Annotated in this window: 16 protein-coding genes; all 16 read right to left on the bottom strand. The window is 57.2% G+C overall.

What is annotated here, in order from left to right; all coding sequences use genetic code 11:
• Window positions 1-13: 13 nt before the first annotated feature.
• Window positions 14-2,731: a type VI secretion system ATPase TssH gene (tssH, locus tag D781_RS13395; protein WP_015672882.1), complete on the bottom strand. Its 2,718-nt coding sequence runs from the start codon at window positions 2,729-2,731 to the stop codon at window positions 14-16.
• A gap of 83 nt (window positions 2,732-2,814) precedes the next feature.
• Entirely contained in the window at window positions 2,815-3,885 is a 1,071-nt protein-coding gene (gene tssG / locus D781_RS13390; RefSeq protein ID WP_015672881.1) for a type VI secretion system baseplate subunit TssG, read from the bottom strand.
• A complete protein-coding gene (gene tssF / locus D781_RS13385; protein WP_015672880.1) occupies window positions 3,882-5,768 on the bottom strand; it encodes a type VI secretion system baseplate subunit TssF in 1,887 nt (628 codons plus the stop codon). Before tssF ends, tssG begins: the two co-directional genes overlap by 4 nt.
• 4 nt (window positions 5,769-5,772) lie before the next feature.
• Window positions 5,773-6,351, bottom strand: coding sequence for a GPW/gp25 family protein (locus tag D781_RS13380; RefSeq protein WP_015672879.1), 579 nt, complete (start codon window positions 6,349-6,351; stop codon window positions 5,773-5,775).
• A 1-nt stretch (window position 6,352) separates the two neighbouring features.
• On the bottom strand, window positions 6,353-7,174 hold the full coding sequence (locus D781_RS13375; RefSeq protein ID WP_015672878.1) for a type VI secretion system accessory protein TagJ: 822 nt from the start codon (window positions 7,172-7,174) through the stop codon (window positions 6,353-6,355).
• 15 nt (window positions 7,175-7,189) lie between these two features.
• Window positions 7,190-8,185, bottom strand: coding sequence for a hypothetical protein (locus D781_RS13370; RefSeq protein WP_015672877.1), 996 nt, complete (start codon window positions 8,183-8,185; stop codon window positions 7,190-7,192).
• 26 nt (window positions 8,186-8,211) lie between these two features.
• Window positions 8,212-8,985: a protein phosphatase 2C domain-containing protein gene (locus D781_RS13365; RefSeq protein ID WP_015672876.1), complete on the bottom strand. Its 774-nt coding sequence runs from the start codon at window positions 8,983-8,985 to the stop codon at window positions 8,212-8,214.
• A complete protein-coding gene (tagH, locus tag D781_RS13360; protein ID WP_015672875.1) occupies window positions 8,985-10,871 on the bottom strand; it encodes a type VI secretion system-associated FHA domain protein TagH in 1,887 nt (628 codons plus the stop codon). Before tagH ends, D781_RS13365 begins: the two co-directional genes overlap by 1 nt.
• 75 nt (window positions 10,872-10,946) lie before the next feature.
• Window positions 10,947-11,303, bottom strand: a complete 357-nt coding sequence (locus D781_RS13355) for a hypothetical protein (protein WP_015672874.1) — start codon at window positions 11,301-11,303, stop codon at window positions 10,947-10,949.
• 360 nt (window positions 11,304-11,663) lie between these two features.
• Window positions 11,664-12,431 (bottom strand): DUF4225 domain-containing protein, encoded by a 768-nt coding sequence (locus D781_RS13350; RefSeq protein ID WP_015672873.1) that lies wholly within the window; start codon window positions 12,429-12,431, stop codon window positions 11,664-11,666.
• Window positions 12,432-12,489: 58 nt separating this feature from the next.
• A complete protein-coding gene (locus tag D781_RS13345) occupies window positions 12,490-12,870 on the bottom strand; it encodes a T6SS amidase immunity protein Tai4 family protein (RefSeq protein ID WP_015672872.1) in 381 nt (126 codons plus the stop codon).
• 64 nt (window positions 12,871-12,934) lie between these two features.
• Complete coding sequence (locus D781_RS22835; RefSeq protein WP_015672871.1) at window positions 12,935-13,312, bottom strand: T6SS amidase immunity protein Tai4 family protein; 378 nt, start codon at window positions 13,310-13,312, stop codon at window positions 12,935-12,937.
• 29 nt (window positions 13,313-13,341) lie between these two features.
• Window positions 13,342-14,154 carry a lysozyme inhibitor LprI family protein gene (locus D781_RS23680; RefSeq protein ID WP_015672870.1) on the bottom strand — a complete coding sequence of 271 codons (813 nt, stop codon included), beginning with the start codon at window positions 14,152-14,154 and terminating at the stop codon, window positions 13,342-13,344.
• Window positions 14,155-14,167: 13 nt separating this feature from the next.
• Entirely contained in the window at window positions 14,168-14,599 is a 432-nt protein-coding gene (locus tag D781_RS13340) for a T6SS amidase immunity protein Tai4 family protein (RefSeq protein ID WP_015672869.1), read from the bottom strand.
• A complete protein-coding gene (locus tag D781_RS22825) occupies window positions 14,596-15,099 on the bottom strand; it encodes a type VI secretion system amidase effector protein Tae4 (protein WP_015672868.1) in 504 nt (167 codons plus the stop codon). The genes D781_RS13340 and D781_RS22825 overlap by 4 nt, the downstream gene beginning before the upstream one ends.
• Window positions 15,100-15,152: 53 nt before the next feature.
• Window positions 15,153-15,635, bottom strand: a complete 483-nt coding sequence (locus D781_RS13335) for a type VI secretion system tube protein Hcp (protein ID WP_015672867.1) — start codon at window positions 15,633-15,635, stop codon at window positions 15,153-15,155.
• Between the last annotated feature and the right edge of the window lie 60 nt (window positions 15,636-15,695).

The raw sequence follows: 15,695 nt of genomic DNA, 5'->3' as shown, positions 1-15,695 counted from the left end.
AGCGGCCGGGGCGTTAAGCCTGAAATTGACAAATAAACTCGTTGTTTTGCAGCGCGATATGCAGCTGGCGGTAACGCTGGTCGTTGGCGCTGGCCGACAGCAGGGTATGGCTGATTTGCGGCAGCAGGGTGTTGGTCAGGATGGCGTCGACCATACGCCCGCCGGATTCCACCTCGGTGCAGCGGCTGACGATTTGCTCGATCACCGCGTCGTCGAAGGTGGTGGTAATGTCGTGGTTTTCCGTCAGTCGGCGCTGGACGCGGCCCAGCTGCAGACGCACGATGTTGCCCAGCGTGGCGTCGGTCAGCGGGTAGTAAGGCACCACCAGCAGACGACCGAGCAGCGCCGCCGGGAACACCTCCAGCAGCGGCTGGCGCAGCGCGCCGCTCAGGGCTTCCGGCTCCGGCATCAGGTCCGGGTCGCTGCACAGGCCGGCGATTAAATCGGTGCCGACGTTGGAGGTCAGAATAATGATGGTGTTGCGGAAATCAATATGGCGGCCTTCGCCGTCCTCCATCCAGCCTTTGTCGAACACCTGGAAGAAGATTTCGTGCACGTCCGGGTGCGCTTTTTCAATTTCGTCCAGCAGCACCACGCTGTAAGGACGGCGGCGCACCGCCTCGGTCAGCACGCCGCCCTCGCCGTAGCCGACATAGCCCGGAGGCGCGCCCTTCAGCGTCGATACGGTGTGCGATTCCTGGAACTCGCTCATGTTGATGGTGATGACGTTCTGCTCGCCGCCGTACAGCGTTTCCGCCAGCGCCAGCGCGGTTTCGGTCTTGCCGACGCCGGACGGGCCGGCCAGCAGGAAAACGCCCACCGGTTTGTTCGGGTCGTCCAGCCGGGCGCGCGAGGTGCGCACGCGACGGGCGATCAGGTCCAGTGCGTGACGCTGGCCGATCACCCGTTCGTTCAGGGTATCGGACAGCTGCAGCACCGCCTCGATTTCATTCTTCACCATGCGGCCCAGCGGGATGCCGGTCCAGTCGGCGACCACGGCGGCGACGATATTGGCGTCCACCGCGGCGAAGATCAGCGGCGTTTCGCCCTGCAGCGCGGCCAGCTGCTGCTGCAGTCCGGCCAGCTGAGCGCGCAGTTCATCCGCCGACGGCGCCGGCTCTGCGGCTTCAGCCGGCTCCGCGCTCTCGGCGCGTTCCTCTGGCGCCTGTTCCCCGTCCTCCGGCGCGGCGTCGTCGGCCGACTCTGCGTCCTGCTGGTGCAGCTGGGCGCGCAGGTCGATGATCTGTCCAATCAGCCCCAGCTCTTCCTGCCAGCGTTCGCTCAGCTGCGTCAGCTGTTGCTGCAGCTCGCTCAGCTGCGCTTCAATCGCCGCCGGGCGCTGCGGATCGCCGATGCCGACCTTGGTTTCACGGCGGGCGATATCCAGCTCAATCTGCAGCGCGTCGATGCGGTGGCGGCAGTCTTCCACCTGCGCCGGTTCGGCATGCTGGCTGACCGCAACGCGGGCGCAGGCGGTGTCCAGCAGCGCCACCGCCTTATCCGGCAGCTGACGCGCAGGAATATAGCGGTGGGAGAGGCGCACTGCGGCGTCGACCGCCTCGTCGAGCAGCAGCACGCGGTGGTGCTGTTCCAACGGGCTGACGGTGCTGCGCAGCATCAGCAGCGCTTTTTCTTCGTCCGGCTCATGTACCTGCACCACCTGGAAGCGGCGGGTCAGCGCCGGGTCTTTCTCGATATATTTCTTATATTCCGCCCAGGTGGTGGCGCCGATGGTGCGCAACTGGCCGCGCGCCAGCGCCGGCTTCAGCAGGTTGGCGGCGTCGCCGGTGCCCTGTGCGCCGCCGGCGCCGATCAGCGTATGAATTTCATCGATAAACAGAATGATCGGCGTCGGGCTGGACTGTACTTCATCAATCACCGTCTGCAGGCGTTTTTCAAACTCGCCCTTCATGCCGGCGCCGGCCTGCAGCATGCCGATATCCAGCAGGTACAGCTGCACGTCGCGCAGCTGCGGCGGCACGTCGCCGGCGACGATGCGCAGCGCCAGGCCTTCCACCACGGCGGTTTTACCCACGCCGGCCTCGCCGGTCAGCAGCGGGTTGTTCTGCCGGCGGCGCATCAGAATATCGATAATCTGGCGGATCTCTTCGTCACGGCCGCTGACCGGGTCGATCTCGCCGCTGCGCGCGCGCGCCGTCATGTCCTGCGCGTACTGCGCCAGCACGCTGCCACCGGACTGGCCGGGCACGGCCGCGGAGGCCGGCTCGCCGGCGGCGCTTGGCGCCAGGTCGTTTTCCGACGAGCTGCCGACAATGGCGGCAAACTGATCCATCAGCAGATCGGCGTTGATGCGATCGAACTGGCCGGAAATCGCCTTTAGCAGATGGCGCAGGCTGTAGGTTTTCAGGATCCCCAGCAGTAAATGGCCGCCGCGGATGGCGTGCGCGCCGAACTTCAGCGAGCCGTAGACCCAGGCGCGCTCTACCGCGCTGTCGATATGCTCGGACAGGTCGGAGATGGCGCTGGCGCCGCGCGGCAGGCGGTCCAGGGCGTCGACGATATCGCGCGTCAGCTGGTCTTCATCGAGGGCGAAGTGGCGGATAATCTGCTGCAGATCGCCATCCTGCGCCTGCATCAGCTGATGCAGCCAGTGCGCCAGTTCAACATAAGGGTTGCCACGCAGCTTACAAAAAGCCGTGGCGCTTTCCAGGGAGGTGAAAAGCAGGCTATCCAGTTTGCCAAAGAGTACCGAGCGGCTGATTTCTGACATGGTTTTCCTCGTAGGGGCAGGGCAGTCCTGCCTGCGTTTTAAACATATCGATGTAATTGGCGGGCGCGGTGTCGCGCGCCCCGTTAAATATCTTCCAGCGGTTCCGGGCTGAAGATCAGATCGCCGGCGTCGTGCTGACGCCGTTCGGCGGCCATCCAGCTGCTGAGTCCCAGCCGCTGTGCGCCGCCAAGCTGGGTGCCGATCAGCTGTTCCTTCGCCAGAATCAGCTTGACCTCCCAGACAAATTCAATGCCCAGATACTGGCGCACCCAGTCGCGCAGCTGCTCGCACAGCTCGGCGCCGGGCAGGAAACGGTCATACTCCTGCTGCGACATCGGGCCGAGTTCGATGCGGAACTTGTGCTGCACGTCGCGCACCGCCACGCCGAGAAACGCCGATTCCCCCAGGCGCGGGGCGCCGCGTCCGCCTTTCAGCCGCGCCTGTTCGCGCGGGTCAACCCGCAGCCAGTGCGGCACGTTCTCCACGATGCGCACCGGCACCTGGAAATAGCCGCGTAAAATCTTGCTCAGGCCTTCCGGGTCGCGGCTGTGGCGAATCAGATGACCGGCCATAAAATGCTTGGCGTGCGCGTTGATGCTGTCGCGCTGGCGCTGCGCCGGCTGGCCGTTGCCGATCAGGCTCGACAGATAATCGTTAAAGCTGCCGTTGTCGGGCCGGTCGAGCGACACCGTCGGCTGCGCATCGGCCCAGGCGCGGTAGAACAGCAGCGTCAGGCGGTGATGAAACAGGTTGGCGAAGGCCGTCAGGGTGCTGTCCTGATGGTGATAAATCCGTTCGCGCGCGTACTCGGTCAGGTGCAGCGGCAGCGGGCCGTTGGGGCCGAACAGGCCGAAGCTCAGAATCGACACGTCATGCAGCGGGCTGCCGCTGCGCGGCGTGACCTTGGCCAGCGTCGACGGCGCGAATGAGAGCGACGGCTCCTGCCCCAGGCGCAGCATCTCATGGCGCGGCAGCGGGGCGCGTCCCAACAGATAGGCCTGGCCGCCCTGGGCGTCCAGCCGCCGCAGCAGCTGGAACAGATCGTAACGGTAAGGCGCGGCGCGCAGCCGCAGCCAGAAGTCGTCCGGCAGGCGGTGCAGCGCGTTGATCTGCGGCGCATCGCTGGCCGGCAGTTCGGTTACGCTTTCACTCATATTAGCGTCCTTTTGCCCATGCGCGCCTGCCAGTGGGCGATTTCACCGCGCTGCTGGCTGGACAGCGTCATTTCGGTAAAGGTATTCATCGCCACCAGCCGTGAGAACAGCCGTTCCAGCACGCTGCCGAGCAGATAAGGGCTGTTGCCGGAGAACGCCTGATCGTCGACGGTGAGATCGATGGCGATGCCGCGGGCGAACACGATCGGCCCCGGCTCCGGCACCCGGCGGTACACCGGCCGCAGGTTGCAGCTGCGCACGCCCTGGATCTGTTTGGCGATCGCCGGCTCGCTCAGGTTGCCGTACAGGCCGAGCAGCTGACGCAGGCTGGCCGCGCCCTGTTCCGGATCGCCGTCCATCAGGCTCAGGTAGTTAAGCTGCAGCTGGCTGATCAGCCGCCAGGTGATCATGCCTTCCGCCAGCGCCGGGCGCGGCGGCGTCGGCCCTTTACGCAGGAACACCCGCTTGATCGGGATGGAGTCCGGCATCACAAAGTTGCCCTGATCCTGCTGCATCAGCATCAGCGGCAGATCGCGGCTGGTGCACAGCACGTCGGCCGTCAGGTATTTCAGATCGCTGTGCCAGGGCGACTGGCGCTCATCCACCAGCGAGACGAACACTTCGGAACCGACATAGCCGGTGCGGGTGCCGTAGCGCCGGGCGTGGGAGGAGAGGGTGCGCTGTTCGCGCCGCAGCGAGAAGTAGGCGCCGTAGTTGCCGTCATCTTCGCTCAGCGTGCTGTAAAACGGCCGGAACTCCTGTTCGTAGCGTTTTTCGCTGGCGCTGCCGCCCAGCCGTTGCACCGAGAACACCTCATAATCCAACGGACGGATATTATCGACCACCAGGTGGTATTCATGATTTTTTTCGTTAAGGGTGATGCGTTCGGCCACTTTCGGGAACAGGTTGATCACCGGCGTGCAGTGCAGCGCCAGGTGGCTGACGTCGATCACCCGCTCCAGCGCGGCGTCGTGCCGGTCCAGCAGCACCACGATCTCAAACTGACGCAGCGTTTTTTTGCTTTCGCGCACGCTGCGCAGCAGCGGCTGCAGGCCGCTGATGCTGAAGAACTGGAAGCGCGCCGGGAAGGCGAAGTATTCCTGCAGCAGGCGGTAGCCGTCGAAGTTGCGCAGGTCGTTCGGCAGCAGCGCCTGTTCCGGGGCAAAGCCCTCCTGACGCAGCGCGTCATCCGCCAGCACGCGCCGCTGCGGCTGCGGCTCCACCGTCTGGCACAGCATGCCGACGCTGTGCTGCATCAGCAGTTCCAGCAGCTGCTGCGCCTGCATGTCCGGCCCGGAGAGGTAGAACATCAGGTTGTCGAGATCCAGACTGTTCAGCGTAACGCTGTCGTAGCACTCGAGCCGGATGCGCAGCGCGCTGACGCAGCCGCGGTTTTGCAGCCCGAGGGAGGAGAACGGAATATCGGCCGGAATGCCGCCCAGCTCCACGCTTTTCAGCCGCACCGGCTGCAGCGTGACGTCGTGGGCGGTGGTGTAGCTGCAGGTGATGCCGTTCTTCTTCAGCGTCTGGCTGTCCATCATGGTGCCGCGCGGAACGGTAAAACCGTTGCTGATGTCGCCTTTGCTGCTGTCCGGCTGCAGCTCGGCTATCGCCATCGACGGCGTGGGCGACAGGTAGTTCGGATAGATAATTTCCAGCAGCCGCTGGGAGAAACGCGGAAATTCCGCGTCCATCTTCAGCTGTACGCGCGAGGTCAGGAAGGCGAAGCCCTCCATCAGCCGCTCAATATAGGGATCCGCCACGTCGATGCCGCGCATGCCCAGACGCCCGGCGACCTTCGGGTACTGCTCGGCGAATTCCGCGCCCATCTCGCGCAGATAGGCCAGTTCGCGGTTGTAATACTCTAACAGTTTACTGTCCATCGCCTTACCCTATGTCTTTCAGATCGAAGTGGCCGTTTTCCAGGTCGACGTCGGTTCTGAACAGAAACTCCAGCGGATAGGGCACGCACCACAGGCGGCCCTTGATTTCAATCGATAACACGTTGTGCAGTTCCAGTGAGCCGGTGTCGGAAATGCAGCGCACCTGCAGGCCTTCGGGCAGTATGCGCGGCTCAAAATTCAGGATCGACTCGGTCAGCACGCGCTGAACATCCTGCCATTCGATGTCCGACATCCGTTTGCCCGCCAGCGAGGCGACGCCGTAATTCACCGTGGAGCGGCGCACCTGAGGAAAATCGCCGAGGTCGAGATTCGCTTCGCTGTTGACGCAGTTAAACAACCACTGCAGATCGCGCAGCACGCGCCGCCGTAGTTCGCTGTGCGAGACCAGATTGCGGACCTGCGCTTCCTGCTTTTTATGCGGTTCGTCGTCGGTCAGCAGGTCGAGCAGCACCGGCTGTATCTTGTCGCGTGAGGTCAGACGTTCGCTGTCCTGACGCTGACGGTATCCCTGCCGGCGCAGATCGTCGCCGTTATGATTGCCCCATAGGTGCTTGTCGTTCATCTCAGGCGTCCTGATCGAAGCTCAGCTGACGCAGGCTGTGCAGCGGAAACTCGTCGCTGTCGCTCAGCCAGGTTTTCAGGCCGTAGCCGAGGTAGTGCAGGCTGTCGCCAAGCGGCTGCCATTCGGTGCGTTTGCCGAGCAGCAGAGCGTCGTCGCTGTCTGCCGCCAATGGATAGCGCGCCGGCAGTTGGCACACCTGTTCGCGGCCGTCGGTCAGGCGCACCAGCGCATGGCTCCACACCAGATCGATGGCGCTTTGCGGCGCCTGGAACTGGATCTCGGCGATGGCGGAGAACGGCAGCCAGTAATAGGTGCCGTTGAGCGCCAGCTCGCATACCGGGCCGAGGCGACCGTCGCCGTCGGTCAGCCAGTCGAAGGCGACGGTTTTTTCCTCACCGCCGTCCGCCAGCAGCAGGCTGCCGCTGCCGGCCGGCGCGTCTTCCAGCGCCTGGTCACGCAGCGCCTGCGCCTGTGCGGCGTCGCCGGCCGCGTCCAGCTGCAGCGCCTGAATCATCAGCCCGAGCCAGGGCTGATCCTGCTTCAGCAGCGCCGGCGCGGCCTGGCCGGCAAACACCGCCTGACGCTGCAGTTCGGCCTCGACCGACTGCAGCAGCAGCAGGGTGGTCGGCTGCGCCATTGGTTTCAGCGCCTGCCAGGATTTGAGCTGCGCTTTGGCGCGCTGCCAGTTGCCGCTCAGGCACAATAGCTGTACCAGCGCCGCGCGCAGATCGGCGTCGGCCGGGCGCGCTTTGATATCGGCTTCCACCGCCAGGGTGGCTGCGCTGACGGAGCCGCCTTGTAATACGTCGGTTAATGATTTCACAACAATACCTCTTAATCAGTGGGCGGCGTTCTGGACGGTCAGATAACTACCGCTGGCCGGGTCGACCCGGTCGGCGGCCAGCTGATCCACCAGCCGTACGCTGAGCGGTTCGCGATAGGCTTTGAGCAGCGGCTGCCAGGTTTCTCGTACCTTGGCGACGCGCTGTTTCACCCGTTCGGCGTCGGCGGCCTGCTGGCGAGGGAGCTCGGCGATCAGCGTGCCGCTGAAGAACCAGACGTGTTGGACGCTGTCAAACGGCAGCACCAGATAGCTGCCGGCCACCTGCGGGTTGGCGAGCACCATGCGCTGACGGTTGGCGCTGACTACGGTCAGCGTCTTGCCGGCCACGTCAATATTCATCAGCGGGTAACCCTGTAGGAAGCTGATGGCCGGCGAACTGCTCTTGCCGTTACTTTGCAACTGGACGTTGTCGCTGCCGCTCAGCCAGCCGTCGCTTTGGCAGGTGAGGTTGCCGCCGGAAGGAATAAACATCGCGCTGCCGGCGTCGCTGTCTTGCCAGTAGGTGCGGAACTTGCAGCCTTTCGGCAGTTCGAACACCTGCGCCGGCGTAGCGTCGGCCTGCGGCGAGCTGACGGCGACCGCGGCCGGCGGCATCGGCGTTTCCTGCTGTGCTTCCGGCTGCGTCTGCGGCGCCGGCGCGGTTTTAACCTGCGGCTTCCAGCGTTGGTTTTTCAGCGCGTCGCCGGCGGCAAGCTGATTACCGGCCTTGTCGGTCAGCGTCCACGGCAGCTGGCTGACGGCGGGGCACTGTTTGGCCAGCAGGCTGCCGACCCGCGGCAGGAAGCCGTCCAGCACGGTGGCGTCCTTGGCGTCGGCGGAGACGATACGCAGCGGAATGCTCGGCGCACACCAGCTCTCCGGCTTGTTATTTTTGACGTTGTCGATAAAGACTTCGAGTTTCTGGCTGGGGGAATACACCAGCCGGTAATTTGCCGCGTGAACGGCGGGGACCGCCATCAGGGCAATCACACCGGGCATCCAATATTTCATCGTTAACCTTAGCTGTGTTATGCGGTTCAGTCTCGCGTGAGAAAACGTTCGGCATCCGCCAGCGAATGCAGCAGCGTAGTCTCTTGCGGGGAACCAATCCATACGGCGATAGCGCTGTAGTTATCGCTGTTGTTGTCTTTCTTCCATGCCTGCTGCATCAGGGCAATCCACTCGCTGGGGGAGTTGACCATATGCAGTGATTGCTCCAGTTCGGCCTGGGTGAAACTGTGCCAGAAGCCGTCGGTGCACAGCAGGAAAACATCGCCATCTTCCAGCTGCAGTACGTCGCTGTAGGTGGCGTCGCGTTCTTCATTCAGCCCCAGCGCAAAGTACAGCAGGTTGCTGTTGATGCCGCTGGTCTGGTAGCCGGCGTCCTGCATTTGCTGGATCAGGCTGTGGTCGGTGGTGACCGCGTGCAGGTAGCCGCGGCGGAACAGGTACAGGCGGCTGTCGCCGGCGTGCGCCCAGTAGGCCAACTGATAATCCCGGTCGATAAACAGGCTGACCAGCGTGGTGCCCATTTTGCTGTACTCTTCGGACTGGCTCTGTTGCTGGTGGATGGCCGCATTCGCCTGCGAGATATGCTGGCGAATGCTCTGCGCATCCAGATGTTTTTCGCCGTTGAAATTATCCAGGATGGTGTCGCGCGCCAGTTTGGCGGCGACTTCGCCGCCGGGAAAACCGGCGATGCCGTCACACACCACGAAGCAGGCCGCACGGTTGCCAACCACTTCGCCGGTCTGATCCTGGTTTGAGGCGCGGCCGCCCTGATTAGAGGTAGAGGCTATGGTGATATTCATTACACGTCCGGTTTGGTTTGGGAGTCTTTGTACTGATTCACTTCAACATCATAGGCATGCAGGAAGGCTTCGCCAAACAGCGTATGGAAGTCGTCTTCGATCTCGCCCGAGGTCTGCTGGTAATTTTTCACAAAATAGTCCCACAGCGCCGCTTTGCGGTTGGAAGGCAGCGCCAGACGCGGGGCGGAGCCCTCTTTACGCGCTTCTTCTTCCAGCCGGTCCGGGTTAAAGGACTGCAGCATGGCGGCGATAATGGCGCGAATGCCGGCGATCATCCCCAACTGGTGCGCCTGCAGGTCGATAAGCGCATCGCGCACCGCCTGTTCCGGCGGCATAAAGCCCGGCATCTGGCTGCCGAACATCTGCATCAGCACGGTTTTCCCGGACGGCAGCAGTTTGAACGGGTTGTTGGCCTCGTCGAGGATCATGGTCATCTCCGCCTTCACGCCGCGTTTGAGAATGGAGCGTGAAGAGAGCAGGGCGACGGTGCCCTGGGAGAACAGGCTCAGCAGACGGCCGACCTGGCGCACCTGCTGCTCGTCAAAATGCGGCTGCGGCTGCAGATCGTCCAGGCCGATGCCCTGCAGCAGCGCGGCGAGCAGCGGGCCTTCCAGCGCGTCGCCGTTAGGCGCGGCCGTCGCGCTCTGGACGCGGGCGTTCTGGTAGGCGACAGGGTCGATGCCTAGCCGGTTGCTCGGACGGGAGCGCGGCTGCGGTTCGGCATGCGGCGTGGCCTCCGGCTGTATCAGCGGCTCGGGTGCCGGGCGCGGCGGCTCCTGCGGTGCGGCAGCCTGCGGCTGTGGTTTCGGCGTCGGTTTTGGCTGAACCTGCGGTTGCGGTTGCGGTTGCGGTTGCGGTTGCGGTTGCGGTTGCGGTTGCGGTTTGGCCTTTGGCTCGATCTTTGGCTGTGGCGCAGCCTGCGGTTTTGGCGGCTCAGGCGTTGCTGCCGGCGTTTGCGGCGCGACTGCGCTCGGTGCAGCTTCCGGCTGCGTCAGCGGCACGGCACCGCCCATCAGCAGCCCCAGCGGATCGTTGCTGTTTGTGGCACCCGGCGCGCTGGGCGCACCGGAGTCGCCGAACAGCGCCAGCGGATCCAGCTCTTCGTCTTTATTATTGCTGCTCTCCGTCACCGCCGGCTGCGGACGTTTTGACGCCTCAGGCTTGGCCTGCTTCGGCTGGTTTTCCGCCAGCAGTGCGCTCGGGGTGGTGTCGGTCAGAATATTGTCGCGCTCGAAGGTGCTGTCGGTCTTAAACAGTTCGGCCGGGTCGGTCTGCTTTTGCTGCAGCTGATGCAGATCGACATCGCCAGCCAACTGGCCCAGCGGGTCGCTGGGGTTCAGCTCGCGCTGCGGCCGGTCGAGCAGCGGATTATGGTCGGGCTGCGGCGCAGGCTCCGCCTTCGGCGGTACGGCCGCGGCGGCGCTAATTGGCGTGAACTCTTCCACCAGGCTATCCCAGATTTCGTTAGGGATCGGCGCGGCGCCGTTTGCCTTGGCGGCCGGCGCGGCATCGGCGACCGGCGCTTGGGCGACCGGCTGCGCTGCCGGTTGTTGAACCGGCGCGGCCTGTTGATTCAGGTCGTTGACCTGGATCTGGTAGTCATCGATACCGAGGATATCGCCATCCTGCAGCTCCACCTGACGGCCGCGCTCCAGCGGAATATCGTTAAGCAGGACGCGGGTGACGTTGCCGCGGTTGGTGATGCGGCACTCGCCGTCAGCGGAAATATGCACAATGGCCTGCAGGCGGGAAATTGCACGCTCTTCATCCGGCAGAACCAGGTTATTGTCTACGCTGCGGCCGATGGTGCCGCCCGGCGGCAGGAAGTCGCAACTGCTTTGCGGCGGGTTTTGGCCATTTTTGTTTTTTACAATAGAAAATCGCATAAGGCATTCCTGCTGATTAGGTTTGATGCAAACTGTTTTCACGCCCATGGCTGCGGGTAGTGATGGATAAAAGGTTTATTGCCGTTCTGACGGCGGTGTCTCGGACGCGTCTTCAAAGTTAGTGACGGGCGGCAATAACAGAAAATAAGCGACTATAAAAAATATGCTGCCGTACCAGACTTCAGGGTAATCGGGGAAGTCGATAGCCGGGTAAATGCGGTCAAAGATAGCTTCACCGTCAAGGCAAATGGCGGTTTGCAGCACGATGCAGACGACTGTCACGCCAAAGTGCGCAGTAAATAACGGAAACCAGTGCAGGCGTATGGTTTTTTTACGTAAAAAGTAGAGCCCCAGCAGTACCGCAATGGATATCAAAAAATAGCTAACAGGGAATCCGTAGGAGTAAGGGTAAGTCGATAGTGGCATGCTCATTGTTAACCTTGTTTTTTGTTTTTATGTTGGTTTTTACTTTCATTCTTTGGTTTTTTGTAATATGTGTTGCGTGGTAGAAGAAATAAATAGATGAAAACAAAAAACAACCCACCGAATCGAATTATATTGTAATTATTTAAATCAGTCTGGTAGAATAAATTTATGAATTCTATTCCGTAAGAAAATATCGAGAATTGCAGAGAACCAATTGCTACTACCGTGAATGCATTTATTACAAATAGTAAATAACTATGTCGTCGTGTTGAGATTTTCTTAAGTAAATAAAGTGCAGCGACTGATCCTAAGGATATAAGGTAATAGCTAAATACCAATCCGTATGAGTATGTGGATAGAGTGACATCATTGTTCATTATTTTCCCCGTTATTCCCTATCTTATATATACCGAATATTGTTGAAGCGTCAGATATTCCCTCCAGTGCCAAACCTGCCATACCCATTTGCTGCCAACCACGGATATAATCACTGTTGATATATCTATAAAGTCTCCAAGAGTCAGGTCTTACAATCTGTCGAGCCATGCCATAACCAGAGAGTACAAGATCGACAGAACCATAAATTTTATCTGCAGTATTGTTACTGTATCCTAATGTATTGGCAGCGAAATGGTAGGCGCTTTTTACTGTGCCAACTTTCTCTTTGGTAAATAAAAGGTAATAGCCATTTTCATAAATGTTATTAGCTCCATGTAATATCAAGGGGGTACCAAAACCCGCACAGGCTAAGCCTGCTGAAGCTGTACAAGCACCGGCACCAGCAATAACCTGACTTATGCCGCTTAAAAAACCAACTTCCTTCATAATTAAATTAACTAGTCTGTCAGTTTTTTGTTTTTCTATCGCCATGTAAAACTTCATTCTTCCCATGTCTATTTGGAAGGTTTGGTTGTCTAAGAATGATATCTCCTCATTGATCATGGTGAATGCACCATGATAAGAAATACAGTGGTTTCGAATTTCTTGTTCTGCAGTAATAATTAAACGATCAATTTCTAATGCGAAATTAGCTTTGGATTCTACTGTGTATAGGTATAGTCTAGAATATAAAAGTGATTTTCTTCTTAATTCATTAATGGCATTTTCCACATCTTTTTTTGTTTTATATTGCATGTTGCTATATCCTTGTTGGGAATAATTCCATCATGATTATTTATTATCTAGTATCACATTATTTTTTATCTTTATACTTTTCGATGATGCTATCAAGTTCCCGGCTATGATAGAGGTCAATGCACTTGGCTAGCGTCATCGGTTCACCGGACATGCTGTCGTAATGTCTGGCAAGAAACTGTTGAGCCAGATTGCGCACCGCGCTATGTGCCTCAAGTGAGTATTCGCCAAACTCACTATAGCCTCTTGCCGCTGCGGTCGCGTCATTTTTAACCTCTGTTGCCGAATAGCCTTTGGCAATACAAACGCTGATAGCGTAGTTCTTCAGATAGCTCACTGCATCACCGTGGTAAGATCGCGGTGCAGCATAGACAGATAAAGAGGTGAAGAAACAGGCCAGGCTAAGGCAGCCAAGAAACGATAATTTATTATTTTTCATAACTATCTTTTCCATGTTTTACGTTGTTACTTTCCATGCTGGCCGCCACCGTAAAGCGTTTGTTTTATTCACTGATGACTGCGTATTTCTTGAAAATATTTTTGGCTTGTTCTGATGCTGGTAATGAAAGACAGGCTAATGTGTTATAGCTTCCGGGCACTGAACCGCTACTCTTTTTTTGCAGGTGCTGATGTATCAGCACTTCGCTGCTGTCAAAGGCCTCGATCGGTAGTTGACTGAATTCAAGATAAGCACTGGCAGAGCGGAATGCATCCCGCCGGGTGCTTTCTGAGTCAGTAAATTCACCGATGCAACGACTGATTAGCCAATTGTCATAGATTTTATTTTGTGGCAGATTTTCTATTTTCATATCATTTGCAAATGATGCACCTGAAGAAAATAAAAAACAGATAAATAGAAAATCTTTTATTTTTGTTTTCATAACAAAATGCTCAGACGTTATATTTATCCTTACCAATATGATGAAAGTGAGTCAATACGAGTCGACATTGCATCAGTCAGACACTTTTTGTCATTCATGCACTTATCTCTTTGCTGTAACCATGATTTTTGTGATTTCATCAATGATGTAGATAAGTTTTTATCACCGATATTATTGGATTGTTTTTTAGCCAGTAACCAAGCTCGAGCAACACTTTTATCATAAGCAGCTAAATTAAAATCCGAACATATCACTTTCTCAACGTTGCTTTTAGCATTAGAGCACTCGAATGAGGCAACGGGTTTGGGGCTTGCAGGCAACCGGTTAAGTTGCAATAACGAACCATCATACCAATTGACCAGTAATTTATTTTCGTTGAGTAAGGCAATGCGGGCATTCATGGCGTTGTCGGCAGGGCCGAATGAGCCTGAAGCACAAGTTATTTCTTGGGCCAAAACATGCTTGTTACCATCCTCGTTTAATTCATAGCTTTTAGCCGTGATGGTGTGTTTGCCACCCATCGTGTCGGTAATATATTGGTCAAGGCTGATTGTCTTTTCAGCAAGTTTTGGGGTGAGACAGTTACTGCCTTCTGGCAAGTTTGTTTGGATTTTATTATTGCTAATAGTAATGACTCTACCGACCAGTCGCGGATCGTTAAGCTGATAGCTAAGTGTGTGTGTGGCATCGTTATTAATATTTACCTGGTTGACTTGCCATTGACCTTCAATTGAGTGGGTCATGGCTGTGTTATCTACTGCATGTGCGGCATAGGGTAGCAGGCAGCAAAGCAAACTCAGTGACAGAGTTCTTGTTATTTTTCGTGTTGTTGGCGATCTCACCGCGTTACCCTGCTTATGGTTTGATACTCTCAGGGTTGTCCTGTACCCAGTTGGCGGAAGGCCTTTCTACATACTCTTTGGCCAACCGATCCAACTCCTTACCGTGGTACATATCCATGCATTTCATCAGGTTTAGCGAACTTTTGCCATCTTTGGCATGGTAGTTCTTCGCCAGATACTCTTTCGTTAAGGCAATAATGGGGGATGCCTCATCACGAATAATATAGTCGGACCAGGCGTCAATACCGCCTGATGAGGCAATAGCGTCTTTACTGGCTTCAGGTGATTTTTTATAGGCAACAGAGATACAGTATGTCAGTGCAATATCTTTATAATTCTGTAAATAACTACGGTGTGCTGCCTGAGGGGGCCAGTCTGCCATGCTGCTTTGAGCCATGGTGTAACCTGCAACTAGAAACAGTGAAAATGCCATTGTTTTTTTCATTTTAGCATCCAGAATTTTGCATGGTTAGTCGTATAGCGGGCACCCGGTTCGTTAAAGTAGCAGTAATCGTAGCAACTACCGTTGCCATTCCATAATGTGGCGTGCCCGTTGGCATCGCTCCAACCTGAAATATCAAAAAGAATAATACCTTTCTTTCCCGTTAACTCACTGCTGTTTGGCGGTGGAAAGGCGACGGAGAGATCGGCTGAACCCCATGTGCGTGTTAAATATGCAATGAGATCTTTAACCCGATACAAGTACCATTGACGATCTGCGCCAGAAACCGTTTTATCTTTAATAAATGGGACAGGAAAGCCAGTCTTATTAAGTATATAGCTCATGCGAATAGCACAAGTATTTTCCCATCTCCCATTAGGATAAATATTGGCAGCCACTCTGCCGCCAATGATCCTTGCGACATGTTCTGCCGGACTTTTAGGGTTGTATATATTTGCCGCGGCATTCCAGGCAGCAGAAAATGTGGGTCTTAAATTATTCATAATCATCATATCCCTATGACTATAAACCCCCGGCCGCAGCCGGGGGGGACAGATTAAGCTTCGCGGTTTTCTTTGATGTTCCAACCTGCGCTGCTTTCTGCGCCTTTACCACCTTTATCGCTCTGCTCCCAGTACTGCTGTTTAACTTTAGCAGCCTGGAAGGAGTAGGTTACGCCAACGGTGTCTTCACCGCCTGAACCGGTGTACTGCACAGCGGTAACCAGTACGTCGTCCAGGGTGATTTTTACATACTCAACCTGAGTACCGCCGGCTTTACAGACGGACAGTTCGATTTTGGTCAGGTGCTTACCGCTGGAGCAGTGCTTCAGCAGAGCCGGGGTGGATTTATCAACCAGCGCGTTAACGTGCAGGTCGTTAAAGCACACTTTACCGGCACCGCCGCCGCCGCCCACGCTCATGTTGCCCGGCTGGGACGCGCCCCAGGAGAAAGAAGTGATGTCGGTCCAGCCTTTGTGGTTGGAATCTTTAGATTCACCGCTGGCGCCTTCAACTTTCAGGAACATATCAATAGCCATAGTTTATTTACTCTTTTTAAGGGTTAAATAATATTAACGTTGCGTTGAAAAAATCAGGTA

The organism is Serratia sp. FGI94 (assembly GCF_000330865.1).
Classification (GTDB): domain Bacteria; phylum Pseudomonadota; class Gammaproteobacteria; order Enterobacterales; family Enterobacteriaceae; genus Serratia_B; species Serratia_B rubidaea.
This window is presented reverse-complemented; position numbering and strand designations above follow the sequence as displayed.

What these genes read in the sequence shown, in the direction of transcription:
- tssH (WP_015672882.1), bottom strand. Translation starts at nt 2,731, where the DNA reads ATGTCAGAAATCAGCCGCTCGGTACTCTTTGGCAAACTGGATAGCCTG.
- tssG (WP_015672881.1), bottom strand. Translation starts at nt 3,885, where the DNA reads ATGAGTGAAAGCGTAACCGAACTGCCGGCCAGCGATGCGCCGCAGATC.
- tssF (WP_015672880.1), bottom strand. Translation starts at nt 5,768, where the DNA reads ATGGACAGTAAACTGTTAGAGTATTACAACCGCGAACTGGCCTATCTG.
- D781_RS13380 (WP_015672879.1), bottom strand. Translation starts at nt 6,351, where the DNA reads ATGAACGACAAGCACCTATGGGGCAATCATAACGGCGACGATCTGCGC.
- D781_RS13370 (WP_015672877.1), bottom strand. Translation starts at nt 8,185, where the DNA reads ATGAAATATTGGATGCCCGGTGTGATTGCCCTGATGGCGGTCCCCGCC.
- D781_RS13365 (WP_015672876.1), bottom strand. Translation starts at nt 8,985, where the DNA reads ATGAATATCACCATAGCCTCTACCTCTAATCAGGGCGGCCGCGCCTCA.
- tagH (WP_015672875.1), bottom strand. Translation starts at nt 10,871, where the DNA reads ATGCGATTTTCTATTGTAAAAAACAAAAATGGCCAAAACCCGCCGCAA.
- D781_RS13355 (WP_015672874.1), bottom strand. Translation starts at nt 11,303, where the DNA reads ATGAGCATGCCACTATCGACTTACCCTTACTCCTACGGATTCCCTGTT.
- D781_RS13350 (WP_015672873.1), bottom strand. Translation starts at nt 12,431, where the DNA reads ATGCAATATAAAACAAAAAAAGATGTGGAAAATGCCATTAATGAATTA.
- D781_RS13345 (WP_015672872.1), bottom strand. Translation starts at nt 12,870, where the DNA reads ATGAAAAATAATAAATTATCGTTTCTTGGCTGCCTTAGCCTGGCCTGT.
- D781_RS22835 (WP_015672871.1), bottom strand. Translation starts at nt 13,312, where the DNA reads ATGAAAACAAAAATAAAAGATTTTCTATTTATCTGTTTTTTATTTTCT.
- D781_RS13340 (WP_015672869.1), bottom strand. Translation starts at nt 14,599, where the DNA reads ATGAAAAAAACAATGGCATTTTCACTGTTTCTAGTTGCAGGTTACACC.
- D781_RS22825 (WP_015672868.1), bottom strand. Translation starts at nt 15,099, where the DNA reads ATGAATAATTTAAGACCCACATTTTCTGCTGCCTGGAATGCCGCGGCA.
- D781_RS13335 (WP_015672867.1), bottom strand. Translation starts at nt 15,635, where the DNA reads ATGGCTATTGATATGTTCCTGAAAGTTGAAGGCGCCAGCGGTGAATCT.